Raw genomic sequence first — 26,143 nt, 5'->3', positions numbered from 1 at the left:
CTCACCCCGGCGTGAGGGTGGTCAACAATGCCTTGGCGGCATTGAAGCGGTCTTCCGGCAAGGGCAGCGGCACTTTGATGCGCAGCTTGTCCGGGCCATCCATGGTGTACAGCTTGGGCTGTTTCTGGATCATGGTGATCACCGCCATCGGATCGATCTGCGGTTTGGCTTCGAACACGATGCGGCCGCCGGCCTCACCCAGTTCCAGCTTGCGGATGCCCAGCGCGTTGCACTGCAGTTTCAGCTCGGCAATCGCGAACAGGTACTTGGTGGGATCTGGCAGCAGACCGAAGCGGTCGATCATTTCCACCTGCAGCTCACGCAGCTCGGCACTGTCACGCGCGCTGCTGATGCGCTTGTACAGAGTCAGACGGGTGTGCACGTCGGGCAGGTAGTCATCCGGAATCAGCGCCGGCACGTGCAGCACCACTTCCGCGCCGCGCACTTCCTCGCCGCTGTCCAGATCGGGCAGCTTGCCTTGGCGGATGCTGCGTACCGCACGTTCCAGCAGTTCGGTGTACAGGCTGAAGCCCACTTCGGCCATCTGGCCGCTCTGGTCTTCGCCCAGCAGTTCGCCGGCACCGCGGATTTCCAGGTCGTGGGTGGCCAGGGTGAAGCCAGCGCCCAGCTCGTCCATCGAGGCAATCGCTTCCAGGCGCTTCTCCGCATCTGGCGTCATCGCGCGCTTGTCCGGCACCACCAGATAGGCATAGGCGCGGTGGTGTGAACGGCCGACACGGCCACGCAGTTGGTGCAGCTGGGCCAGGCCGAAGCGGTCGGCGCGATTGATGATGATGGTGTTGGCGTTGGGAATGTCGATGCCCGATTCGATGATCGTGGTCGACAGCAGCACGTTGTAGCGCTGCTTCTGGAAGTCCAGCATCACCCGTTCCAGTTCGCGCTCGGGCATCTGCCCGTGGGCGATGCCGATGCGGGCTTCCGGTACCAGCTCGGCCAGGTCCCGCTGCATGCGGCCGATGCTTTCCACATCGTTGTGCAGGAAGTACAGCTGGCCGCCGCGTGACAGCTCACGCTGGAACGCTTCCTTGAGCAGCGCGTTGTCCCAGGCGGTGATGAAGGTCTGCACCGCCAGCCGGTTCGGCGGCGGGGTGGCAATGATCGACAGGTCGCGCAGCCCGGCCATGGCCATGTTGAGCGTGCGCGGAATCGGCGTGGCGGTCAGGGTCAGCAGGTGCACGTTGGCGCGCATCGCCTTCAGCGCTTCCTTCTGGCGCACGCCGAAACGCTGTTCCTCGTCGACGATGACCAGGCCCAGGTCCTTGAACTTCACGTCCGGCTGCAGCAGCCGGTGGGTGCCGACGATGACGTCGATGGTGCCGGCGGTCACCTTTTCCAGTTCAGCCTTGATTTCCTTGCTGGTCTTGAAGCGCGACAGCACTTCCACTTTCAACGGGTAATCGGCGAAGCGGTCGCGGAAGTTGCGGTAGTGCTGTTCGGCCAGCAGCGTGGTCGGTACCAGCACCGCGACCTGTTTGCCGGCACTGGCGGCGGCAAAGGCCGCGCGCACGGCCACTTCGGTCTTGCCGAAACCGACGTCACCGCAGACCACGCGGTCCATCGGCTGGCTGCTGGCGAGGTCGCGCAGGGTGGCGTCGATGGCAGCCAGCTGGTCGGGGGTTTCCTCGAACGGGAAGCCGGCCGCGAACGGTTCGTACATGGCCCGGTCAACGTGCAGGGCCAGGCCGGCACGGGCCTGGCGACGCGCCTGGATCTCCAGCAGTTCGGCGGCCACGTCGCGGACTTTCTCGGCGGCCTTGCGCTTGGCCTTGGTCCACTGCTCGCCGCCCAGCGAATGCAGCGGGGCGGTTTCCGGCGAGGCACCGCTGTAGCGGCTGATCAGGTGCAGCTGGGCAACCGGTACGTACAGGCGGTCGCCCTTGGCGTACTCGATCTCCAGGAATTCGCCCGGCATGCCGCCAGCATCGAGCACGATCAGGCCACGGTATCGACCCACACCGTGATCTTCATGGACGATGGGGGCACCTTCGGTCAGCTCGCCGAGGTCGCGGATGATCGCTTCGGGTTCGCGGCCGACCCGGCGGCTGCGCCGGGTGGTGCCGGCACGTTCCGGGAACAACTGGCGCTCGGTCAGCACGGCCAGCGCGGGTGCTTCCAGCGCGAAGCCGTCTTCCAGCGGTGCGACGGTAATCGCGAATCGTGCGCCATCCTCAGCCAGGAAGCCGGGCAGGTCGGGCACCACGGGCGGCTTGAGCTCGGCGGCGGCCAGCACTTCCAGCAGCGCCTCACGACGCCCCGGGGAATCGGCGGCGATCACGACCCGGCCGGGGTAATGGCTCAGGAACGACTTCAGCGCTTCGCCGGCAGGCGCGTCGCGTGCGGCCACCGGCAGCGGCGGCAGCGGCTGGTCACCCAGCGGCTGCGCCTCGGCGATGCGCGGATGGTCCGCGGCCCAGACCTCCACGCGCGCCAGGGTGTTCAGGTGCGCATTGAGGCCTTCGGGAGTGAGATACAGCTCGGTGGGAGCCAGCAGCGGCCGTTCCACGTCATGCCGGCGCTGCTCGTAGCGGTTCTGGGTCTGCGCCCAGAACGCCGCTGCGGCTTCGCCCACGCCCGTGGCGAGCACCGGCAGCACGTTGGGCTGCAGATAGTCGAACAGGGTGGCGGTCTGGTCGAAGAACAGCGGCAGGTAGTACTCCACGCCCGCCGGAGCCAGTCCGGACTTCAGATCCTGATACAGCGCGCTGCGCCGGGTATCGACGTCGAAGCGCTCACGCAGGGTGGCCAGCACCCGCGACACGCTCAGTTCGTCCAGCGGCACTTCGCGGCCGGGCAGCATGCGCACCGCGTCGACCTTGTCCAGCGAACGCTGGCTTTCCGGGTCGAAGGCGCGGATGGAGTCGATATCCTCGTCCAGCAGCTCCACGCGCAGCGGCGCATCCGCGCCCATCGGGAACACATCGAGCAGCCCCCCGCGCACCGCGAAATCACCCGGGTCCATCACCTGCGGCACGTTGCGGTAAGCAGCCGCTTCCAGCCGGCGCTTCTCCGCATCCAGATCCAGTCGTTGGCCGACCTTCAGGTCGAAGCTGCCGCCAATCACATACTTGAGCGGAGCCAGCTGCTGCAGCAGGGTCTGCACCGGCACCACCACGATGCCGCGCTTGAGCGTGGGCAGGCGGTGCAGCGCCGCCAGGCGCTGGGAAATGATGTCGGGGTGCGGGCTGAAGGCGTCGTAGGGCAGGGTTTCCCAGTCCGGGAATGCCACCACCGGCAGGCTGTCATCCCCGCCCAGCAGGGTGTGCAGATCGGCTTCGATCTGGTTTGCCCCGTGGTTGTCGCGGGCGATGACCAGCAACGGGCCGTCATGCGTCTGCGCGGCGCGGGCGATGTGCCACGCCAGCGCAGTAGCCGAAGCGGGAGCGCGCCACCAGGCGCGGAGCTGGCCGGGACGCGGCAGCGGCGGAGCGGGGTAGGAGATACGTGACATGAGCCGGCGATTTTAACAGACCGCCGGATCACGCCCGTGTCGTTACGAATCCAACTCCAACACCATCCGCACCAGCCCCGGCGTGCCCTGCGGATGCGGCATCGGCTTGAACCCCAGCGAAGCAGCCAGCTGCTTCATCGGCTCGTTTTCTTCGGCCACATCGCCATAGAGGCGGTCCAGGTACTTGCCACGCGCCCACTTCACCAGCTTGCGCATCAGCTGACGGCCCAGGCCCTGGCCCACCAGGAAGCGGCTGATCAGGATCGCGTACTCGGCGTCGCGGGTGCCGGAGATGATCGAGGCGCGGGCCACCGCGCCCACCACCGCTTCACCTGCGGGCACCGATTCGGCGGCCACCAGGGTGATTTCGGTCTTGGGGTTGGGGTGGGTCAGGCGCTGGGTGGTGTCCGGCGACAACTCGGTCACCGACTGCAGGAAACGGTCGCGGATTTCTTCCGGACCAAAAAGACTGAATGATGCCTGCAACGGCGCGCTGTCTTCCGGCCGGATCGGACGGATGAGCAGTTCGTGCCCACTGGGGGCCTTGAAGATCTCGTGCCAGGGCGGCATGCGGTTACGGGTAGCCATACCGGTGATTCCTTGGTGGTCTTCGGATTCTCGCATCCCCGGGGGCGCGTTCCGTGAACGAAACACTCACACGGGGAACGGGGGCTTATTCGGCCTGCTTCAACCATTGCAGGCGGGTGCTGGCACCCGCTTCGCCCAGATGCTGCTTGAGCACCGGCATGGCCGGGGCCAATATCTGGTCGAACTGCCACGGCGGATTGAGCAGCAGCATGCCGCTGCCGTTGAGTCTCAACGGCGAATCGTCCGGGCGCACCAGTAGTTCTACTGTAAGCACCGACTTCACCGGCAGCGCGCAGGCCTTGCGCAGGAAGTGCAGGACGGTGCGGCGCTGCTTGATCGGGAACCAGATGGCGAAGCTGGCCTGGGCCCACCGGCCCAGGATCTCCTCGATCGAGGCCAGGATGCGCTGGTACTCGGCGTCCTGTGCCTCGTAAGGCGGGTCGATCAGCACCAGCCCGCGGCCGATCTTCGCGCCGTTGGCCTTCGGCGGCAGCAGCGCCTTGTTCTGGGTATAGCCGTCGGCCTGCAGCACGGCCACGCGGCTGTCATGGGCGAACAGCGCCTTGAGCGTGGCCGCTTCGGCATCCTGCAGTTCGCACACCGCCATGCGGTCCTGCTCGCGCAGGGTCTGCGCGGTCAGCAGCGGCGAGCCGGGGTAGTTCACCAGTGCGCCGACCGGGTTGTCGGCCTGCACGGCCTTCAGGTAGCGCTCCACCACGGCGGGCAGCTTCGGCTGCGCCATCAGCCGCATCACCCCGTTTTCCGCCTCCAGGGTCTTGCGGCTTTCTTCGCTGGTCAGCAGGTAGCGGCCGGCACCGCCATGGGTGTCGAGCACGAAGAACGGGCTGTCCTTGCGCTTGAAGGCATCAAGCAGGGCCAGCTGGACAATGTGCTTGAGCACGTCGGCATGGTTGCCGGCGTGGAAGGCGTGGTGGTAATTCATGCGCGCAGTGTACGGGGCAAGGGCGTCAACGGCTATGCTGCGCGCATGAACGCCACCGCTCCCGCTGTCCTGGTTGTCGAGGACGAGACCGCCATCGCCGATACCGTGCTCTATGCCCTGCGCAGCGAGGGCTACCAGGCCCGGCACTGCGCCCTGGGCAGCCAGGCCCTGCAGTTGCTGCGTACGGAAACCGTAGACGTGGTGGTGCTTGATGTCGGGCTGCCGGACCTGAGCGGTTTCGAGGTCTGCCGCGCGCTGCGGGCTTTCAGCCAGGTGCCGGTGATCTTCCTGACCGCCCGCAACGACGAGATCGACCGCGTGCTTGGCCTGGAGCTGGGGGCGGACGACTACATGGCCAAGCCGTTTTCGCCGCGCGAGCTGGTGGCCCGCGTACGTGCGCGCCTGCGCCGGGCGGTGGCTCCGGAGCAGGCGCAGGGCTGGCAGTCGCATGGTCGCTTCGCCATCGACCGCGACGGCCGGCGAATCCGCTATGGCGAGCAGCTGCTGGACCTGACCCGGTACGAGTACGCCCTGTTGGCGGCGCTGTTGCACCGCCCCGGGGCCATTCTCAGTCGCGCCCAGCTGATGGACCGCGGGTGGGACAGCGACGCCGACAGTGCCGACCGCACCGTGGACACCCACGTCAAAACCCTGCGCGGCAAACTGCGTGCGGCCGGAGCCGACCCGGACCCGATCCGCACTCACCGCGGCGTGGGCTACGCGCTGGAGGTGTAGCGTGCGGCTGGGGCTGAAGCTGTTCCTGGGGTTCTTCCTGATCGTGGGCATCGCCGCGTTCTTTGTGATGCGTGTGTTCGTCAACGAGGTCAAACCAGGTGTACGCCAGGCCATGGAAGCCACCCTGGTGGATGCGGCCAACGTGCTGGCCGAAATGGCCGCCGCTGACCTCAAGGCCGGACAGATCGCCCACGGGCGTTTCGTGCAGGACCTGGCGCGTGCGCAGCGGCGCGACCCCAAGGCCATGGTCTGGCGTTTCCCGAAGCGTTCGCTGGACTACCGGGTGACCATCACCGACGCGCGCGGCATCGTGGTGTACGACTCCAGCGGGCAGGACATCGGGCGCGACCACTCGCGCTGGAATGACGTCTACCGCACCCTGCGTGGGGAATACGGCGCGCGTTCCAGCCCGGAATCGCCCGGCGACACCACCCGCACGGTGATGCACGTGGCCGCGCCGATCATCGACCCGGACGACGGCCAGACGCTGATCGGCGTGCTGAGCCTGGCCCAGCCCAACCGCAGCATCGATCCCTTCATTGCCGCCAGCCAGCGCGCCATCATCGAGCGCGGGGCGTGGTTGATCGGGTTGTCGGCATTGATCGGCGTGCTGATGACTGCCTGGCTGATGCACGGGGTAGGGCGGCTTAATCGGTATGCACAGGCGGTCAGCCGTGGCGAACCGGTGCCGCCACCGCCGCCGCGCCGCGACGAAATAGGCGACCTCGGCCGCGCGCTGGAAACCATGCGCCGCAAGCTCGAGGGAAAGGCGTACGTGGAGCAGTACGTGCAGTCGCTCACCCATGAGATGAAAAGCCCGCTGGCGGCCATCCGCGGCGCAGCCGAACTGCTGCAGGAACCGCTTCCGGAGGCCGACCGCGTGCACTTCGCGCGCAGCATCCAGGGTCAGGAGCAGCGCCTGACCGAAACCATCGACAAACTGCTGGCGCTGGCCGAAGTGGAACAGCACGGCTGGCTGCAGAAGCGTGAGCGCATCGCAGTGCAGCCGCTGCTGCAGGCGGCGGCAGAGGCGGTGGCAGTGCGCGCGCAGGCGGCTGGCGTGGAGGTTCGCGTGCAGGCGGCTGATGGCATGTCGGTGTCGGGTGATGCGTGGCTGCTCGGGCAGGCGTTGAACAACCTGCTGGAGAATGCGCTGGCTTTTTCAGCAGAGGGATCGACCGTCGAGCTCAGTGCGGCGCGCGACGGCGATGCGGTGGTGCTGCACGTGGCGGATCGTGGCAGCGGCGTGCCGGACTATGCGCTGACGCGCGTGTTCGAACGGTTCTATTCGCTGGCGCGGCCGGCGACCGGGCAGCGCAGTTCAGGGCTGGGGCTGTCGTTCGTGCAGGAGGTGGCGCGCCTGCATGGGGGGCGGGTGACGCTGGTCAATCGTGAAGGGGGCGGGGCGGTGGCCTCGCTGTTGATTACGTAGAGACACGCCATGCGTGTTTTCGCGGTGGTCGGACATTCGATGACACGCATGGCGTGTCACTACGCTTCACTCTGACTTCATATTCGGCTCAAACCCTCCACACCCATCGCAGTGAAGCTGGCACCCTCCCAAACCGAGGACGGGTGATGAAGTCTCTGCACATGCTGTTGCGGTTCGCCATTGTGGGCGGACTGATCCTGCTGCTGTTGATTCCGCTGATGATGATCCGGGGTGTGATCAGCGAACGCGAAGCCTATCGCGACGAGGCCTACCTGCGCGTGGCGCAGAGCCGGGCCGGGGCGCAGACTCTGACCGGGCCGATCCGGGTGGTGCCGTGGCGGGAAAGCCGCCAGGTGGAAACCGTGGACGCGGCCGGGGTGAAGAAGATTGAAACCCAGGTGGAGGACAGCTATTGGCTGCAGATGCCGTCCAGCCTGGTGGTGGAGGGCAGCATGCAGCCGGACGAACGCCGCATCGGCCTGTTCCGGGTGCCGGTGTACAGCTGGAAGTCCAAGGTGCGCGCGACCTTCAGCCAGGACGACTACCCGGTGCGCGAAGGTCGCGTGTATGGGCAGCCCTACCTGGTGGTCGGCATTGCCGACGTGCGCGGGCTGGTGGGTTCGCCGAAGCTGAGGGTGGACGGGGAGGCGCTGAGCCTGCAGCCGGGGCTGGGCGATGTCACCGGGATGGGCAAGGGGCTGCATGTGCCGGTGCGTGGCTTCAGCGACAACGCGGGTGGCGTCCTGGCGGCCAGCACGGTGGACCTGGATCTGGTGTTGGATGGCACCCGCTCGCTGGCGGTGGTTCCGGTGGGTGACGACAGCCGCATCGCGGTGCAGTCGAGCTGGCCACATCCCTCGTTTGGCGGCAGCTTCCTGCCCAACCAGCGCACGGTCGATGCGCAGGGCTTCAACGCGCAATGGTCGGTGTCGTCACTGGCCTCGCAGGCGCAGCGCCAGCTGCGTGGCAGCGGCGACAACGAACCGGAAGCCGTCAGCGTGGAGCTGGTCAATCCGGTGGACATCTACACCCAGGCCGATCGCGCCAGCAAGTACGGCATCCTCTTCATCCTGCTCACTTTTGTCGGTTTCATCCTGTTTGAACTGATCAAAGACCTGCGCATCCATCCGCTGCAGTACCTGATGGTGGGCCTGGCGCTGGCGATCTTCTTCCTGCTGCTGCTGAGCCTTTCCGAGCACATTCCGTTCTGGGTGGCGTATGCGGTGTCGGCAGCGGCCTGTATCGGCCTGCAGGCGGTGTACCTGACCGGTGTGCTGCGCAGCCGGCTGCGCGGGCTGGGGTTCGCGGCCATGCTGACCGTGCTGTATGGCGCACTGTATGGCCTGCTGGTGTCGGAGAACAACGCGCTGCTGATGGGTTCGCTGCTGCTGTTCGGCGTGCTGGCCGCGGCCATGTGGATCACCCGCCGGATCGACTGGTATGCCCTGGGCGCGAGTGCGAAGCCGGCACATGACGCAGGTGACTCTGGCGCTGCGTGATTGAATGCTTACGGTGCAGGGTCCACTCCCGACCTGTGCCGCGCATGATTCCAATGAGCGTCGTCGAGGGGGGCCACGGGGCCCCCCTTTCTGCTGCATCGACCTCCGGTGTGTTGATTTCACCACCGAAACGACTGCCATCGCCTGAAAATGTCAGCAATGGAGCCGGCCCATGGCCATCCGCATCCACTCCACGGCAGTCGTTGGGAGTGGATCCGGAGGTACAGGCGCTGGTGGAGCGGATCCTCTGCACCGGCGCACCACAGGCCGAGACCGTCGTGGCGATGCTGCGCCGGAAGCTGGAGGGCGTGGATGAACCAGAGGCCCGTGCGACCATCATGGCCCGCTTCGAGCAGGCGCTGAGCAGCGAGCCCGGATGGACCGCTGTGGTGGCGTCGCTGACCCGCAATACGCTGGAGGTCGTCCTCAATCGAAGCGGTTGGGCCGTGTTGTCTGCGGCAATGCCCACGACGGCCGCACTGTTGGCAGGGGCGCAGCTGTTGCAGCAACGCAGCTGGTCCGGCGTGGCTGCGGTACTGGCAGCACTGGCCCCAGGGCTGCCCTCGTTGCGCAACCACGCGGACTTCGAGGCGCTGGTGCAGTCTCTGCCGGTTGCGTTGCGCGACAGCCTCGCCTCGCTCCACGCGTGGGTGGACGCCATGGATGCACCCTTCGCACCGCGCCCGCCGCTTTCCCCCGCGCTGGCCGTGCTGACCGCCGCACTGCTGTGGCAACTGCAGCAGGCGCTGCCGGCGGAGCACGCGCCCCGTCGCGGCGTGGCGGCGTTTGTCGCCGCACTGCCGATGCACTGGCGGAAGCTGACCGGGTTGTGGCGTCCGCTCGCCGGCCTGCTGGCTCCGCCCCCGGTTGCAACGGCCCCGCGCCTTCTCACCTGCGTGCGCGAACGACCGGGAGGCATCTCGCCGGCACCCTCGCTGCCGCTGTCGGCGGCTACCGTCGTTCCGCAACCGGCGAAGGCTGGCCCCCGCGTTGATGTCCCGGCCGACCTCGCCGACGCGGACACCTCCGCATCCAGCGCGACGCGCACGGAGCTGGGCCTGCTTGGACTGGGAAGCAGTCTGATGGTGGCCGGCCTGACCCTGATCCATCAAGGCTGGAAGCGGGTGTTCGACTACGGCCCGGCCGCCGTGCCGGTCCCCGTGCGATCCGTCCAACACTTGCCGGCGCGACCCGTAGCCGAAGTCATTCCGCTGCTGGACGAGATCATCGATATCAGCGGCAACGGCACGGTGTGGGAAGACCTGTACGCGGATATCAATGAGGCTCCGCTGCAACCGATGGGCACGCTGGTCGACAGGGTGCAACAGCGGCTGGTCGCCAACGGGCTGGTAGAGGAAGTGCTGGCGTCACCCTCACGCGTGCGACGCGCCGTGAACGACCACAGCCCGCTGCCGGCACCGGTGCTGAATCAATCGGTGCCGGCGGACCGCAGGAATGGGCTGCTCACGGCCAGCCAGCAACTCGTGGACGCCGCCCGGGCACTGCCATCCGGACCGTCGCAGCCGCGTGACGTGGTGGTCGGCAATGAGAACCGGGTGGCCCTGGCGATGGCGCGGATGCATCTGCGCCGCTGGATGCGCCATCACGGGCAGACCCGGCTGCAACAGCACGCCGCGCTCGCTACGGCGCTGCGCGCACTGACCTATTCGGACAAACAGCTGGAACGGGTCAGCCAGGGCTTGCCGAATCTGGACCGGCACATCGCCACCGAGCTGGTACAGCAGATCCAGCGCGTTGCCAAGCTGACAGTGGATCCGCATGGCATCTACCTCAACACTTTCAGTGAGAGCTACTGCTGGCCGGACTGGGAGGCGCGCCAGGTGCCCGGCCCGGATCCGGCCATGCGCGGGTGGTACAGCACCTACCCGCGCGATCGTCGGATACGCAGTGGTCTGATCAGCTCGGATACGCTGGTGGAGGCGACACTGCTTCCACCCAGGACAGACGCCGTGCACAGCGGGCTGTACAACAGTGGCGTGCCGGGCACACATTTTCCGATTGAAGAAGTCCAGCTCACGCTGGGGCAGTTCAATGATGCGGTGAATGGCAGCGACTATCTCGGCAGTTTCCGGAACACGCTGTCCACCTTCATCGACGCGTGCGCGGGCAGTACCACGCATGCCGAACGCGATGCCTATCTGGATGCGATGACCCAGCGGCTGGCCGGCACGGCCACGTTGCTCAATGCGATGGGCCATCTGGATGAGGCTGGCCTGTGGTTGATCGACACCCTGCTGCGTTACCCGACCCAGTTCGGCACCGGCACCGGCAACAGCACGCTGGGGCGGGCACTGGCCTTGCCGGGACAGGACATCCAGGTGCACGCATTGAACGCACAACCGGCCGCTGGCGGCACCATTCCGCTGTACGGGCTGGTGCTGGCCGAGTCGCAGCCGTCGGCGCAGCGCCGCAATGGGGCGGTGGTGGTGATATCGCCCACGCGTCTGCCGCTGGTGGAGCAGTTCACATCGCAGGCCGAGGCGTTGCTGCGGCTGGCCGGCGAAGTGCCGCAGCAGCTGCACAGCTGGGTGCCGTCGCATCTGCACGCCCGCTGGAGCGCAGGCAACGGCCCGGTAGTGATTGGCGCGTCGGTCGATGACGATCTGATGCGCGCGTTGTTCCTGCAGCAGCTGAAGCTGCGCAGCGAGCGGCTCAACCACACCCGAGGGGCCAGCGCGGCCGACACGCGCAAGGAGTATCTGGCGCTGGACCGCCGATTGCTGGCGTTGCCGCCGTCGGTGGCGACCCCGATGCTGACTGCGGCCAACGAAGCAGCCACAGCGTCCGGCCTGGACCCTTACGAGATACTGGGGGTGCACTGGTTGGCGCAGCTGGGGGTGCCGTCGCGGGGCGTGCTGCGCAACGCGGAAGTGGAAGACGCGCGCTGGTTGAGCAGCATGGCCACCACGCGCGGCTTGCTGGAACTCAGCTACCCGTTGCCCACGCGTTACGTCGCCAACGCCCTGGAGGGGGCGATTCTCAACCAGACCGGCGTGGCCATCGACACCACCGCGCATTATCTGGTTCGATTCTCCGGCGGTACCGCCAGTGCGGCGTCACCCAGCGGCTTCGTGCACGACGCCCACCAGAAGACCGGTGCCTGTCGTTTGGTGGAATGTGCATTCGACAAGGCCAAGGGCTATCCCGATGGCGGACCCGGCAGCAGCGAACTTGGCATTTACACCGCAGACAACAGTACCGTGTTCGACCAGGACACCGAGTTGGACGGGCTGCGTCCAGAGCGGTTCCTGGCAGTGGTACGCGGACTGGACCTGCGCAGCGGCTACCTGGATGTCCTGAACGATTTCTGGAAGACCCAGCGCAACGAAGTGAAGGTCTGCCTGCGCGGAGTCTACATGTTCTCGGCCTGGCAGCAGTTTGCTGACGGCTCGCTGTCCGCCCGCGGACTGCAGCTGGCGATCGCGGCCACCGGCTACATGCTGGCGACGCAGGCGGAGGATCGCAGCTTCCAGTCGCATCTGGCCGACGGCAGCCATGTCAGCTGGATCCACATCCATGGGGCGCAGTCCACGTTGATGCGCATTGATCAGGATGACGGGCCGGAAGTGCTGCTGTACTCGCCGGGCGACAGCGTGGCGTTCCGCGAGTTTCCGGATGCCGCGCAGCTGGCGGACTGGCTGCGCCGGGTGCTGCGCAGTCCCCAGGGTCGCAGCTGGCTGGAAGCGGCGTTCGACCTGGACGACCTGCAGGATGGATGGTTCTCCAACGGTGTCAGCAGCACGCTGGGTCAGCCGCCAGCGGATCTGTTCACGGGCAACAGCACCGGGCCGGCGATCAGCGGCGCGGACCTGTTCGACGCCATGGCCACGCGCATCCAGCAGCACACCGTGAACGATGCCGGCACATTGTTGAGTTCGGTCTGGGAAACCCGGCGCGACCTGTTCCTGCGCCGCCTGCAGTGGTTCGATCTGCTGGGGGCGCTGGTCAGTATCGCGATACCCGAGGTGCTCCCCGTGGTCGCGCTGGGAGCAAGCCTGGAGGCGGGGCTGGGGATTGAAAAGAGCATTGATGGTCGCACCGAACAGGACCGGCACACCGGCGCGGTTGATGCGGCCTGGGGCGCGGCAGGCGTGGTGCTGGCCGCCGCACCGATGGCCCTGGGCCGCATGGCGGGCAAAACCGCCGCACTCAGTACCGAAGAGGGCATCCGGCTGGTGCCGCAGGTGCACGCCATCACTGACGCGGCCGAGGTGGCCCGGGCGGACCCCTTGGCCCGGCTCAGCGCCCGCTACGCGCAGCCGGCCGATCTGGTAGTGGAAGGGGCCCGCCCGGCCGACAACGGTATCCATCACTTTGCCGGCCGGCACTACATCCGTCAGGCCGGCAACGTGTACGAAGTCACCTTCGACAGGTTCAACCGCACCTGGCGCCTGAAGAATCCGAATCCTGGCCTGATGTACCAGGACCCGGTCCGGCTCAATGCCGACGGCCTGTGGGAACCGCATAACGAGGTGGGACTGCGTGGCGGTGCGCCGGACACGCCGTATGGGGCACGCAGCAATTCCGCCGCCACCTCGTACGACACCGCGGTACAGATGGAAATGCGTCATTCAAGCGAGTCGCTGGACAGCGCCGGTCGTGACTTTCTCTGGGGCAGAACCCACTGGGAACGCGTGGCCATGCCGAACGAGATCCAGCAGGGGGCTAGTCTGGCCCGAATGAAGGAGCTGTTCGTCGGAGGACGCCTGGAACCCGCGCAACGGGGTGCCATGTCCGCGATCATCGCGCGGCTGGAGCGCACCATGCGAATCGAGCGCGCATTGCGGGTGGAAGAGGCGGTGGCCGCGGCAGTGGAGGTCAATGACGGCGTGCTGATTCCGGTGTCGCAGATGATGCTGGAAACCGGGCCGGGCACGCGCATGGGGTGGTGCACCGGCATCTCGCGGATGTTTGCGCTGGGGGTGGCGGAGGGGAAGATGAGTGCGGTGATCCGCAATCTGCGCCGTGTGATGCGCCGCCCCAACGAGGGGCTGGGCGCGGAGCTGCTCGGTGCGGTGCGCGATGCGCAGGGGGCCGCCTTGCTGCCGGGCACGACATCGGCCCAGGCGCGGATCGAGTACACCGAGCTCGGCACCTTCCTGAACGGCGTGAAGGGGGATGCGGAGTTTTTCCTCACGGGCACATCGCATCACATGTTCGCCGCGGTTGAGACATTGCCCAATGGCCTCAAGGTGTTCCGGGTGGGCGACCCCAACCTCGGCATGATCCAGTTCTACAATCTCAAGAAGTTCAATCGCTTCATGGGCTACCTGTTCGGTTCACGCTATTTCAGCGCGCTGTCCGGCAGTGCGGCCGGTGCCGGCCGCGAAACCCTGGCCGAGATGTACGGGGCGACCCGGGCAACCAGCCACAGCTCGGCCACCCAGTTCCTGATCCGCCAGGTGGACCGGGAGAAGCTGATCCGGCAGGCCCGGGCGCGCGGCTGGGACCGCCTGCTGCGGGACGTGCCGGACTGAGGCCCCCTTTGCCGGCAGGGGCGGGTAAAATTGTCCCGATTCCGTTGCCTGCACCCGAGCTCTCCATGACCTGCCGCACCCGCTTTGCCCCCAGCCCCACCGGTTACCTGCATATCGGCGGGGCCCGCACCGCGCTGTATTGCTGGCTGGAGGCTCGCCACCGTGGCGGCGAGTTCGTGCTGCGCATTGAAGACACCGACCGCGAGCGCAGCACCCAGGGGGCGATCGACGCCATTCTGGAGGCGATGGAGTGGCTGGGCCTGGATTACGACGAAGGCCCGATCTACCAGACCCAGCGCGTGGCCCGTTACCAGGAAGTGGCCGAGCAGCTGATTGCGTCGGGCAAGGCGTACTACGCCTATGAAACCCGCGAAGAGCTCGATGCCATGCGCGAAGCTGCAATGGCCAAGCAGGAAAAGCCGCGCTACAACGGCGCGGCGCGCGAGCTCGGCCTGCCGTACAAGGACGACCCGAACCGGGTGATCCGGTTCAAGAATCCGCTCGACGGCACCGTGGTGTTCGACGACCTGATCAAGGGCCGCATCGAGATCGCCAACAGCGAACTCGACGACATGGTGATCTTCCGTCCGGACGGTTTCCCCACCTACAACTTCGCCGTGGTGGTGGATGACTGGGACATGGGCATCACCGAGGTGATCCGCGGCGATGACCACATCAACAACACGCCGCGCCAGATCAACCTGTACGAAGGCATTGGCGCACCGGTTCCGAAGTTCGGGCACATGCCGATGATCCTGGACGAGCAGGGGGCCAAGCTGTCCAAGCGCACCGGCGCGGCCGACGTGATGCAGTACAAGGACGCCGGCTACCTGCCCGACGCCCTGCTGAGCTACCTGGCCCGTCTGGGCTGGTCGCACGGCGACCAGGAGCTGTTCAGCCGCCAGGAACTGATCGACCTGTTCGACGTCACCAACTGCAACTCCAAGGCCTCGCGCCTGGACATGGCCAAGCTGGGCTGGGTCAACCAGCACTTCCTGAAGACCGAAGAACCGGCCGCGATCGTGCCGCACCTGGTGTATCAGCTGGACAAGCTGGGCCTGGACCTGGCCGCCGGCCCGGGCCCGGCGGACGTGGTGGTGGCGCTGCGCGACCGCGTGCAGACCCTGAAGGAAATGGCGGAAAAGGCGGTGGTCTGGTACCAGCCGCTGACCGAATACGACGAAGCCGCCGTGGCCAAGCACTTCAAGCCGGGCGCGGAACTGGCGCTGGGCAAGGCCGGCGAGCTGCTGGCGGCGCTGCCGACATGGACCCTGGAAGGGGTCTCCGCGGCCCTGCACGACACCGCGGCGGCGCTGGACATCGGCATGGGCAAGGTCGCCCAACCGCTGCGCGTGGCCATCACCGGCACCCAGGTCAGCCCGGACATCTCGCAGACGGTGTTCCTGTCGGGGCGTGAAGAAGCCTTGAAGCGGATCGACGTCGCCCTTACTAAAGTACCGAAGGCCTGACCCCAGGAGATCGCGCATGTCCGCCAAGACCGCTTGTACCGCTCCGCATCATCACGTTCACGACGCGTCCGACTTCGTGAAGGTGGTCGAGCGCGTGTGCGCCGAACGCGGACTGCGCCTGACCCCGATCCGCGCCAACGTGCTGCGGCTGATCGCCGAGGCCGGCAAGCCGGTGAAGGCCTACGAACTGTTGGACTGGGTGCGCAACGGCAAGGGCGTGGGGGCTGACGCGCCGCCCACCGTGTACCGCGCCCTGGACTTCCTGATGGCCAACGGCTTCGTGCACAAGCTGGAGTCGGTGAACGCCTTCGTGGCCTGCCACCACCCCAGCAGCGCGCAGCATTCGGTGCCGTTCCTGATCTGCAACAGCTGCCACAGCGCGGTGGAGCTGGAAGACAAGGACATTGTCAGCCAGCTGGAAAAGCGCGCGAAGGAACTGGGCTTCCAGCCGCAGGCCCAGACCCTGGAAGTGCACGGCCTCTGCGCCCGCTGCGCCGGTTGATATCGATCCCATTCAACGCGACGTGTGATCACCGGCCGTATTGACCCGCACCACCACCGACATCCCTGGCCGCAACCGCGGTGCCAGTTCCTGATCCGGATCAATCGCAATCCGCACCGGCAACCGCTGCACCACCTTGGTGAAGTTCCCGCTGGCATTGTCCGGCCGCAGCACGCTGAACTCCGACCCGGTCGCCGGCGCAATCTGCTCCACCCGCCCGGTCAGCCGCTGACCATCAAACGCGTCCACCGCGAATGTGGCCGGCTGGCCGATGCGCATCTTCCAGGTCTGGCCTTCCTTGAAGTTGGCTACCACCCACAAGGTATCCGGCACCAGGAACAGCAGTTGCGAGCCAGCGGTGACGTACTGCCCCAACCGCACCGACGCTTCACTGACCTGCCCGTCGCGCGGCGCATGGATGACCGTGTTGGCCAGGTCGATACGCGCCAGCTCCAGCTGTGCCTGCGCCGTGGCGACGTGTGCTTCCAGTCCCTTGCGCGCGACCTGGGTGGAGGTCAGCGTTTCCTCGGCAATGCGGATCTGCGCCTGTGACTGCTGCACGGCCGACTGCGCCGACTGGGTCGTGGTGCGGAACTTGTCGCGCTCGTTCAACGCCACCAGCTGCTGCGCGGCGAGCTCCTCATAGCGCTTGAGTTCATTGCGGGAACGACTCAACTCCGACTGACCGGCGGCCAGATTGGCCTGGGCGGCGGCGATCTGTGCGCGGTCCTGGGCCTGGGTCTGGTCGGAATTGGCGAGCGCTGCGTTGGCGCTGTCCAGCTCGGCTTCGGCCTGGGCCACCTTCTCCTTGTAGATGCGGTCGTCGATGCGGATCAGCGCATCACCCTGCTTGACCTGCTGGTAGTCCTTCACCAGCACCTCGGTGACATAACCGCTGACCTGCGGGGCCAGCACGGTGATCTGTCCGCGCACATAGGCGTTGTCGGTGGTTTCCCAGCTTGTCTGGAACGGCCACAGCGACCACGCACGCAGGATCAGCGCGATGCCCGCCATCGCGACCAGCACCATGATGATGACCGCGCGCCGGCTGGGGGTGATGTACTTCGGCGGCGCCACGGCGGCGGGTGCCGCGGTCGGGGCGGCGTCTGTCGGTGGGGGCGGATTGACGTTTTCGTCGTCGGGACGCGGCGGTTGCGAAGACATGGAAGGACTCATCAGGAAACAGGACCGGGCGGATGACGCTTGCGCCACTGCTTGAGCACCGCAGTACGCACCGACAACAGCAGAAGCCAGCCCAGGAACCCCAACGCTACCTGCCCACTGAGTGAAAACACGTCATTGAACGCGCGCACGTTGGCCTCGCGCCGTGCCACCTGGGCCAGCTGGGCGGTGCCCTGGGCCACGCGCTGCACCGGGTCGGTGACCACGCCGGCATAGAGCTGCTGCTGTTGCTTCAGGCGCTGCGCCAGCACGCCGTCGGCCGGATCAAGCTGGCTCACCAGGGCAGTGGAGTAGACCTGCTCGCGGTGCAACTGGTAGCTGCTGAGCACTGCCGAGCCGGCCAGCCCGCCCAGGGTCTGGGTGATCGACAAGGTGACCAGGAAAGTGATCATGTGGTCCACCCCCTGTTTGAGCGCCTGGGTGATGCCCAGCATGATCAGCGGGCCCATGAACATGCCCGATCCCACCGAGGCCAGAAACTGGCTCAGGAAGAAATCGTGCGGGCGATCCAGGCTGGTGCGATTCTGGTCGAGCAGCGCGGCGCTGCCCAGCAGGGCGATGGCCATCAGGATCTGCGCGATGATCCGCTTTGGCCCGAAGGTGAGCGCGCTGGTGGCGATGCCGGTGATCACGCCGGCCAGAATCACGGCAAACAAGGGCCGCATCTGGTCCGGGCCCATGCCCAGCTGCCGCATCAGTCCGATCACGCCATAGGATTGCTCGGCGGTCAGAAAGCGCAGCACGAACGCGCCGGCGATGAAGTGCAGCACCGGCAGGCTGGTCAGCCAGCGGGTCTGCAACAGCGGATTTCGGCGGTAGTGCTCGATGATGAAGGCGGTGGTGGCCAGGGTGATGGCGGCGATCAACGCCCAGCCCAGCCACGGGGTATCCAGCCACCAGCGCACATAGCCCTGGGACAGCACGATCACCAGCAGCGCCACCGCCGGGGCGAGCAGGGCGAAGGTCAGGAAATCCAGCGGTTCAAAGGCTTTGATCTGCGCGCCGGGGGGCAGCTTGAGCAGCACCACGGCGGCGAATGCGCACAGGGCCAGGCCGGCTTCGAAGAAGTACAGATTGTGCCACTGGCCGGTGTCGACCAGACCGGGCGAGAACAGCCAGGCCAACGGTACCGCCAGCTGCGATAAACCGACCCCGACCACCAGCAGGTTGCCGGTGTAACGGCGCGGCAGCGACTGCAGCATGTACAGGGTGCCGAGGGTGCTGCAGGCGGCACCGGCGAAGCCACTGGCGGCACGCATCAGCAGGGTGGTTTCAAAGCTGCCGACGAACAGGTGCAGCACGGCCAGAGCGGCGTACAGGCCCAAGCCGATCTCGGCGAACAGGCGGATGCCGTACTGCTGGCGGAATTTGAACGCGAGCAGGTTGGCGGTCACATTGACCATGGCGTAGGCGGCCACCAGGCCGCTGCCTTGTGCGGGGGTGAGGCCGAGCTGGCCCTGCAGGAAGGGCAGGTTGGCGGTGACCAGCGCGTTGCCCAGACCACCGGTGATGCCGACCAGCAGCGCAACGGCGGCGTAGGCAACGCGACGATGCGGGGGATGCCACGGCATTGAGGCGGAGCCGGGCAGGGTGGGTTTTTCGTGTTCTTCCCAGTCGGGAACGGGCTTGAGATACGTGCTCATCCGGCCGGCTCGTGGGCAGGACCATGCAGGCCCCCACGCAGCAGGTCCATGGCGCGGGCGGCAAGGTGTTCGCGTTCTTCAGTGGTCTTACCGCGCAGGGCGGCACCGAGCATGCTGGAGATGAGGCTGATGTCGGTCGGCTGCAGGTCGGGGCGGCACAGGCCTGCGTTGATGGCGCGCTGGATCGGGGCCTTGAGGGCCTCGCGGACCGCGAGGCGGGCGGCGGCCATGGGCGGGTGATCGGGGTCAACGGCGCGCCAGTAGTCGGCCAAGGCGGGTGAGTGGACCAGGCGCGAGGCCATGCCATCCAGCACCTGGAACAACGCATCGTCGCGGTCACCGAGGCGTTCGACCTGGCGCTCGATGCGGACGACGGCACGCTTGAGCAGGGCTTCGATGAGTGCGGCGCGGTCGGGGAAGTTGCGATAGAGCGTGGCGCGACCCACCTGGGCGCGCTCGACCACCATGTCCAGCGGGGCGGTAACACCGTGCTGGCCGAACACCGCGTCAGCGGCATCCAGAATCAGGGCACGGCGGGCGGCGGCATCGGCGCGTTGTGTGGTCATGCACTATTTTCGGACAGTTCTGTCCGCTCCGCTATCCCTGGGAGTCCGAAAACGCATGAAGCCGACCCAACCGGTAAAACCGCGTGAAGCCCCGGCTCGTCACCGCGCCCCCACCGCATGACACCCATACGGCGCTTCCCGAATCGGCAGATTCACCACCGCCGCCACCGCGGCCAACGCCATGTCCGCATACCACATCCACACATAGCTGCCGGAATGCGCCAGCGCCAATCCCCCCAGCCACGCCCCGAAGAACCCACCCAACTGGTGCGACAACAGGGTCAGGCCGAACAGCGTGCCCAGATAACGCGGTCCGAACAGCTTCCCCACCAGCCCGGCGGTAGGCGGCACCGTTGCCAGCCAGGTAAACCCAAGCCCGGCCGCGAACAGATAAAACGTCAGCGGCGTCGGCGGTGCCATCAGATACACCCCGATCATCACTGCGCGGCTGGCGTACATCCAGAACAGCAGATACTTCATCCGGTAACGCTGTCCAAGCGCGCCCACCAGCAAGCTGCCGGCGATGTTGAACAGCCCGATGAGCGCGATGGACGTGGACGCCACGGTGGGCGACAACCCACACAGCGCGATCTCGCCGGGCAGATGGGTGACCAGGAATGCAATATGCAGTCCGCAGGTAAAGAATCCGATGTGCAGATACCAGTAACTGCGATTGCGTGCGGCGACCTGCAGTTGCGCGCGCAGGCCTCCTTGTTCTTCAGCGGCGTTCAACGCATGGTCACCCGGACGCCGCCGCAGCGGCCAGGCCATCGGCAACGAGAGCAATGCCGCTGCCGCCATCACCCACATTGCCCGCGCCCAGCCAGCGCTGCTGATCACCCATTGCACCAGCGGGGCGAACACGAACTGACCGAGTGAGCCGCCGGCGTTGATCAGGCCCGCCGCGAACGAGCGCTTCTGCGCCGGCAAGCGGTGCGCCGTGGCCCCGATCAGCACCGAGAAACTTCCGGCCCCGGCACCCGCCGCCATCAGCAGCCCGAGGGTGAAGCTGAGGCCCAGCGGGCTGGTCAACAGAGGGGCCAGCAGCAGACCGGCCACCAGCAGCACCGTGCCGGCCAGCAGCACCGGCCACGCCCCGCGCTGGTCAGCGACCGCGCCGAACACCGGCTGCACCGCGCCCCACACGAACTGGCCGATGGCCAGGGCAAAGCTGATCTCGACGATGCTCACCCCGGTGCTGCGGTGGATCGGATCCATATACAGACCCGACGTCTGGCGCACGCCCATGGTGACCATCAGAATCGCGGATGCGGCAACCAGCAGACCCCAGTGCATGCGCGGGGCAGGTGAGGCAGCGGCCATGCAGGTACTCCGGCGGGGAGGCAGCCCGATTGTACGGCCAGGTCACGCTGCGGATGCGCCGGGCACGACGGCCACCTGCGGCAGCCACGGGCTACCGGAACCCCGCGCAATGCGTGCACGGGTAGAGACGGTCGCAAGACGTCTGCCGATAGCGGTGATTGGCACGGCGACGCATGACCATGGCCGAAGCAGCGCGTCGCTACGTTCGATGGTCATGCGTTACCGCACAGAAAAAGGGGGCCTTGCGGCCCCCGAAAGGTGTTACCAAAGACCCAGGGAGGGATCAGAAATACGCGCGGATGCCAAACGCGACGCCACGGCCCGGCAGCGGGGTGTAATCACGCAGCAGCGAGGTGTGCGGGCGGGCTTCGCGGTTGGTCAGGTTGTTGCCGTCCAGGAACACTTCATAGCTGTTGCTGTCGTTGCGGTCCCAACGGTAGGCGAAGTGCGCGTCGACCAGGGTGTAGCCGTCGCTGGGTTCTTCGTTCTGGGCAACGTCCTTCTGGCTGCTGTAACGCACTGCACCGACCGAGGCACGCCAGCCGTCCTTCGACCAGCGCAGATCGGCACCGACGCGGCCGGGCGCGATTCGCGGCAGGTAGCCGGTGTTGGCCAGCTCCACCGTGTAGTTGTGGCTGTGGTCATCATGCGGGACGGCGATGTCCACCGTACGGCTGCCGCTGCCATCCAGTTCGGCCTTTACATAGTCGCCAAACACGCGCAGGTCCCAGTCACCTGCGCCACCCTCGAACAGGTGGAACAGCGCTTCGGCTTCGGCACCCTTGAAGGTGGCGTCCTGCTGGGTCCACAGGCGAACCGGCAGCCCTTCCTCCACGCCGGTGTCGGCGAGGTAGATGAAGTCCTTGAACTTCGTCTGGTAGATCGATGCGGAGAAGTCGACGAGGTCGCTGTGCGTGTGGATGCCCAGCTCCATGCGCTGGCCACGCTCGGTTTTCAGATTGGCGTCGCCGATTTCCAGCGAACGCGTGGCGATGTGCGCACCGGCGGCGTACAGCTCTTCGGTAGTCGGAGCGCGTTCGGAGCTGTCAATGCCGAAGCGCAGGTCAACGCCGTCGCTGAGCTTCCAGATGCCTGCCGCCGAGAGATTGGTCGCATCGAAGTCGCGGCTGCGATAGTCGCCGGTGGGTTCCAGCTTGACCTTGTCCTGGCGCGCACCCAGTTCCAGCTTCAGCGGGCCGAACTGCTTTTCCTGCAGCACGAACACGCCCAGACTGCGGGTGCCGGTGTCCGGCACGAAGGCTTCCTCGCCCTTCGCACCGAAATCGGTGTTGCCGAACTGCAGGCCGAATGCGCCGTCCCAGCCACCAATCTGCTGCTGCGTCGCTTCCACGCGGCCTTCAATGCCGCGGTTGGTGAAACGGGTCGACGGCGTGCCGGCTTCCAGCTCGGTGTGCTCGTAATCGGTGTAGCCGGCGCGGACGTTGATGTTCTTCAGGAACGACACCGGGTTGTAGATGCCGCCCTTCACGTCGAAGCGGTTCTGCACCATGTCGATCCGGACATCGTGCTCGTCACCTTCTTCCTCTTCGTCGCCATGGTCGTGATCATGGTCTTCATCTTCGGCATGCACATGCGCGCCGTTGGGGATGCCGTAGTTGGTGCGATAGGTGCTGGCGGATGCGCCGAAGTAACCGCCTTCGCCCAGCCAGGTGGCTCCGACGCCACCGGCGCGGGTGCGGATGGAGCTGTTGTCGAGGCGGCCACGACGGGGTTCGTCGGTATCGCCTTCCTCATGTTCATGGTCATGGTCGTGGTCTTCCAGACCATCGATCACGGCGTAGCCCGGAATGCGGTAGTCATCGCCATTGCGGACCAGGCCGTCCACATGCAGCACCACGTTGCCGCTGACGCCATCCAGGCGGAACATGCCGCTGCGCTCGTCATTGACCGAGTTGCCACGCAGTTCGGCGCGGCCGCTCAGCGGACGATCGGGGATTTCGCTGGCGATACGGCCATCCACGACATTCACTGCGCCACCGATCGCGCCACTGCCGAACAGCAGGGTGGCCGGTCCCTTGAGGACTTCCACCTGGTCGGCCAGGAACGGCTCGATGCTGGTGGCATGGTCGGCACTGACGGTGGAGGCATCGAGATTGCCGACGCCGTTGGACAGCACCTGCACGCGCGGACCTTCCTGGCCACGGATGATCGGCCGGCCGACACCGGGGCCGAAGGACGTGGTCTGGACGCCGGGCAGCTTGGCGACGGTGTCGCCCAGGGTGCCGGCCTTCGCCTCGTCCAGGCGTTCACCGGCGAGCACCTCCACCGGGCGGGCCAGGGACTCGGCGTCGCCCTGCAGGGGGGAGGCAGTGACCTTCACGGTCGACAGTTCAGTCAGGTGGCGGTCGGGATGGCCTTGGTCTTCAGCGGCACTGGCGAGGGCGGGAACCAGCGCCAGCGCGAGGGCGAGGGACAGCGCGTGCGGGGTAAGCAGGGGGCGGGAAGAGCGCATGGAATGGGATCCGTCAGTCAAATTGTTACTTTGTATCAATGGGTTGGCGCGGCTTGCCTGTCAGTTCCGGCCCGTTCTGGGAGGTGGGATGACGGTGGTGGAACGGCGGGAAGGGTGCGCGTCAGGATTGATGTTATATTATTCCACATCGTGTCGCCGACCCTGCTGGAAGTCATGCCCCTGTTTGCCCGCCTCCGTCATCTGCTTGATCGTTTCGGTGCCACCGGTTCGCTGCTGTGCGCGGTGCACTGCGCTGTGCTGCCGGTGTTGCTTGCGGCGGCACCGTCGCTGGGCCTGTCGATATGGATGAGCGACGGGGTGGAGCTGGCGCTGGTGTGCTTCGTGACCCTGCTGGGGCTGTTCAGCCTGGTCTGGGGCTACCGCCGTCATGGCGCGCTGCGCGCGCTGGGGTTCCTGGTCCCGGGTTTGGTGGCTCTGTGGGCCGGCCTGCTTTATGACCCGCTGCACCACTCGGCCGTACCGCACGCGATCGTGATGACGCTGGGCGGTGTGCTGGTGGGGGTAGCGCATCTGGTCAACCTGCGCCTGAACCATGGCCACGTCCACGACGCCAGCTGTGCCCATTGAGGCCGTGTGATAGGCTTTCGGATCGTGTGCGGGGGAGTCTGAAAACGACTTTCCTGCCGAACCCGTGTCCGTACGGGGTAATCAGTATTCAGACTTTAAGGAGTTGACGACATGGGTAAGGGTGACCGCAAGACCGCCAAGGGCAAGCGCTACAACGCCAGCTATGGCAATTCGCGCTCGCACAGCGTGAGCAAGGTGGCCGTGGGCGCAGCTGCGCCGGTCGCCAAGAAGACCGTGGCCAAGGCCCCGGCAAAGAAGGCCGTTGCCAAGAAGGCTGTGGCCAAGGCCAGCTGATCCCTCATCAGGATTGGTTGAGAAAAACGCGGCGCTTGCGCCGCGTTTTTTTTGGCGCTTGCGTAGAGCCGGGCTCTGCCCGGCTGCTGTTGGATTCAGGCGAACAGCCGGTGGCCGTCGGATCCCGAGACGCCCCACATGGTTGGCCGATGGCCATGGGAAACGCCGGATCAACGGCGGTTTCGATCCAAGTCATGCGTTACCGGGCGTTGGAGGTTTCATGGCGATCGTCTATCGACCGATCCCACCAAAGCAGGTCCAGCCCACGAACAAGTGATGAGTTGGTTTTGATCTTCCGTGGCCACCGACCCACTGTCGTGGCGGTTCGGGGTGGGCTGGAGGGGGCGTGAGCCGCATGGATGCGGCGATCGAGCTTACATGGGTGAAGGCGCACTGCTTGCGAGGCACTGCCTCGCGTGCGACTGAACGCCCAGCCGCCAGCGGCTGGGCCGGGCCCCGGAGGGGGACTTGCAGCGTCCCCCGGAACGCCCATCCCGAGCCGCCAAACCAATGAACCGATGACCGCCGGCTGTTCGCCTGAATACAACAGCAGCCGGGCGAGCCCGGCTCTACGGATCGCATGCAATCAGACGGATCGCATGCAACCCGACGGATCGCATGCAACCCGACGGAACGCATGCAATCCTGCGCAGTGCGCGGCTACTTCAACGCAGGCAGCAGCGTCTGCGGATTGCCGTCGTTCGGCGCAGCCGGAATGCCGAGCAGGTGGGTCAGCAGCGGGTACACGTCGACGTTGTCGAAGCCGGGCAGGGTTTGGCCGTGCTTGAACGACGGACCACGGGCGATGAACACCGCGCGCATCGAGGGCAGGGCGTTGTCGTAACCGTGCGAGCCGCGTTCGCCTGCCTTTTCCTGGATGCGGTCGCGGCGCATTGCGTTCCAGCCTTCGTGCATCTGGCAGATGATCGGCGGGATGCGCGGATTGGAGCCGTACTGCCAGCGCGCCGGCAGCGTCTCACGGGTCCAGCAGTCGTACTGCGCATGTGCGCCCATCAGCGCCTTCTTTGCCTGCGTTTCCCTGCCCGGCAGCGGCGCGAAACCTACCGACTGGCCGACGGATACGTCCTTGGCCAGTGATGGATCCACCATGTCTTCCACCGCGATCGTGTTCCCCTCCGGCACCAGCGCCATGCCGTGGTCGGACACCACGATCACGTTGGTGCTGTCTGCAATGCCGCGTGCCTGCAGGCCATCCAGCAGCCGGCCCACTGCGGCGTCGGCATCCTTTACCGCCGCCGCGTACTCGGGGGAGTTCGGTCCGTGCTGGTGCCCTTCGTGGTCCACGTTCTCCATGTACAGCGTCACCAGGCGCGGAGCCTGCGCATCATCGCGCGCCACCCACCCAAGCACCTCGTCCACCCGCTCCGGCAGCGGCACGCTGCCGTCGTAGATCCGCCATTGGGTCGGGCGCACGCCCTGGATTGCCGCTTCGCTGCCTGGCCACGACCAGATCGCCGTGCGCAGCCCCGCCTTTTCCGCACCGACCCAGATCGGTTCGCCGCCCCACCAGCGCGAGTCCGTCACCGCTTCGCGCATGCTCAGCTTGAAACTGCCCAGTTCGTCCTCGTGCATGCTGTTGTGCACGATGCCGTGGTGGTCCGGACGCAGCCCGGTCACGATCGTGTAGTGGTTCGGGAAGGTCAGCGACGGATACGACGGCGTCATGTACTGCGCGCGTACACCGTCCTGCACGATGCGCGACAGATTCGGGGTGATGCCCTTGTCGAGCATGTCCGCGCGCAGGCCGTCGATGGACACCAGCAGCAGCTTCGGCGTCTGCGTGGCCACGGTCGTGGCAGCCGCAGACGGCGGGGTGGACGGGGTGCTGGCACAGCTGGTCAGCGCGAGGGTGGCGGCAATCGCCAGAGTCAGGCGGACAGAGATCATCCGACCATCATAGGCGGCGCGGGTGACCGCG

At 66.5% G+C, this 26,143-nt stretch carries 17 protein-coding genes; 8 read left to right on the top strand and 9 right to left on the bottom strand.

The genetic code is table 11. From position 1 onward, the window contains the following. Position 1 precedes the first annotated feature (1 nt). The 3 genes from mfd to rlmJ form a co-directional block, all read right to left on the bottom strand. Entirely contained in the window at positions 2-3,469 is a 3,468-nt protein-coding gene (gene mfd, locus RT551_RS02605; protein ID WP_313455530.1) for a transcription-repair coupling factor, read from the bottom strand. Between the two features lie 42 nt (positions 3,470-3,511). Beyond that, on the bottom strand, positions 3,512-4,057 hold the full coding sequence (locus RT551_RS02600; RefSeq protein WP_125358321.1) for a GNAT family N-acetyltransferase: 546 nt from the start codon (positions 4,055-4,057) through the stop codon (positions 3,512-3,514). An 85-nt stretch (positions 4,058-4,142) separates the two neighbouring features. Further along, positions 4,143-5,000, bottom strand: coding sequence for a 23S rRNA (adenine(2030)-N(6))-methyltransferase RlmJ (rlmJ, locus tag RT551_RS02595; protein ID WP_311190636.1), 858 nt, complete (start codon positions 4,998-5,000; stop codon positions 4,143-4,145). Between the two features lie 45 nt (positions 5,001-5,045). Here rlmJ and creB point away from each other — a divergent pair, with 45 nt between their 5' ends. From creB to RT551_RS02565, 6 genes are all read left to right on the top strand, one after another. Further along, the gene (creB, locus tag RT551_RS02590; RefSeq protein ID WP_313455527.1) at positions 5,046-5,735 is read left to right on the top strand and encodes a two-component system response regulator CreB; all 690 of its coding nucleotides are present in this window, start codon (positions 5,046-5,048) and stop codon (positions 5,733-5,735) included. A gap of 1 nt (position 5,736) precedes the next feature. Continuing rightward, positions 5,737-7,167, top strand: coding sequence for a two-component system sensor histidine kinase CreC (gene creC, locus RT551_RS02585; RefSeq protein ID WP_313455525.1), 1,431 nt, complete (start codon positions 5,737-5,739; stop codon positions 7,165-7,167). A 146-nt stretch (positions 7,168-7,313) separates the two neighbouring features. Continuing rightward, positions 7,314-8,666: a cell envelope integrity protein CreD gene (creD, locus tag RT551_RS02580; protein ID WP_313455523.1), complete on the top strand. Its 1,353-nt coding sequence runs from the start codon at positions 7,314-7,316 to the stop codon at positions 8,664-8,666. Between the two features lie 209 nt (positions 8,667-8,875). After that, complete coding sequence (locus tag RT551_RS02575; RefSeq protein ID WP_313455521.1) at positions 8,876-14,164, top strand: DUF6543 domain-containing protein; 5,289 nt, start codon at positions 8,876-8,878, stop codon at positions 14,162-14,164. A 65-nt stretch (positions 14,165-14,229) separates the two neighbouring features. Further along, positions 14,230-15,633 carry a glutamate--tRNA ligase gene (gltX, locus tag RT551_RS02570; protein ID WP_313455519.1) on the top strand — a complete coding sequence of 468 codons (1,404 nt, stop codon included), beginning with the start codon at positions 14,230-14,232 and terminating at the stop codon, positions 15,631-15,633. 16 nt (positions 15,634-15,649) lie between these two features. Continuing rightward, positions 15,650-16,135 carry a Fur family transcriptional regulator gene (locus RT551_RS02565; RefSeq protein WP_313455517.1) on the top strand — a complete coding sequence of 162 codons (486 nt, stop codon included), beginning with the start codon at positions 15,650-15,652 and terminating at the stop codon, positions 16,133-16,135. A gap of 12 nt (positions 16,136-16,147) precedes the next feature. On the opposite strand, the gene RT551_RS02560 is transcribed toward RT551_RS02565, so the two are convergent. The 5 genes from RT551_RS02560 to RT551_RS02540 form a co-directional block, all read right to left on the bottom strand. Beyond that, positions 16,148-17,299: an HlyD family secretion protein gene (locus RT551_RS02560; protein WP_313455515.1), complete on the bottom strand. Its 1,152-nt coding sequence runs from the start codon at positions 17,297-17,299 to the stop codon at positions 16,148-16,150. An 11-nt stretch (positions 17,300-17,310) separates the two neighbouring features. After that, a complete protein-coding gene (locus RT551_RS02555) occupies positions 17,311-18,960 on the bottom strand; it encodes an MFS transporter (protein ID WP_313455513.1) in 1,650 nt (549 codons plus the stop codon). After that, positions 18,957-19,526 (bottom strand): helix-turn-helix domain-containing protein, encoded by a 570-nt coding sequence (locus RT551_RS02550; RefSeq protein ID WP_313455511.1) that lies wholly within the window; start codon positions 19,524-19,526, stop codon positions 18,957-18,959. Before RT551_RS02550 ends, RT551_RS02555 begins: the two co-directional genes overlap by 4 nt. Positions 19,527-19,625: 99 nt before the next feature. Next, positions 19,626-20,849 carry an MFS transporter gene (locus RT551_RS02545; protein WP_313455509.1) on the bottom strand — a complete coding sequence of 408 codons (1,224 nt, stop codon included), beginning with the start codon at positions 20,847-20,849 and terminating at the stop codon, positions 19,626-19,628. A gap of 283 nt (positions 20,850-21,132) precedes the next feature. Further along, complete coding sequence (locus tag RT551_RS02540) at positions 21,133-23,322, bottom strand: TonB-dependent receptor (RefSeq protein WP_313455508.1); 2,190 nt, start codon at positions 23,320-23,322, stop codon at positions 21,133-21,135. A gap of 174 nt (positions 23,323-23,496) precedes the next feature. On the opposite strand from RT551_RS02540, the gene RT551_RS02535 reads away from it, so the two are divergent. Next, positions 23,497-23,910: a MerC domain-containing protein gene (locus RT551_RS02535; protein ID WP_313455506.1), complete on the top strand. Its 414-nt coding sequence runs from the start codon at positions 23,497-23,499 to the stop codon at positions 23,908-23,910. Between the two features lie 111 nt (positions 23,911-24,021). Beyond that, entirely contained in the window at positions 24,022-24,204 is a 183-nt protein-coding gene (locus RT551_RS02530) for a 30S ribosomal protein THX (RefSeq protein ID WP_125358291.1), read from the top strand. A 660-nt stretch (positions 24,205-24,864) separates the two neighbouring features. Here RT551_RS02530 and RT551_RS02525 read toward each other — a convergent pair. Next, a complete protein-coding gene (locus RT551_RS02525; RefSeq protein WP_313455504.1) occupies positions 24,865-26,112 on the bottom strand; it encodes an ectonucleotide pyrophosphatase/phosphodiesterase in 1,248 nt (415 codons plus the stop codon). Between the last annotated feature and the right edge of the window lie 31 nt (positions 26,113-26,143).

Origin of the sequence: Stenotrophomonas sp. (genome assembly GCF_032103445.1) — a bacterium.
Taxonomy (GTDB): Bacteria; Pseudomonadota; Gammaproteobacteria; order Xanthomonadales; family Xanthomonadaceae; genus Stenotrophomonas.
This window is presented reverse-complemented; position numbering and strand designations above follow the sequence as displayed.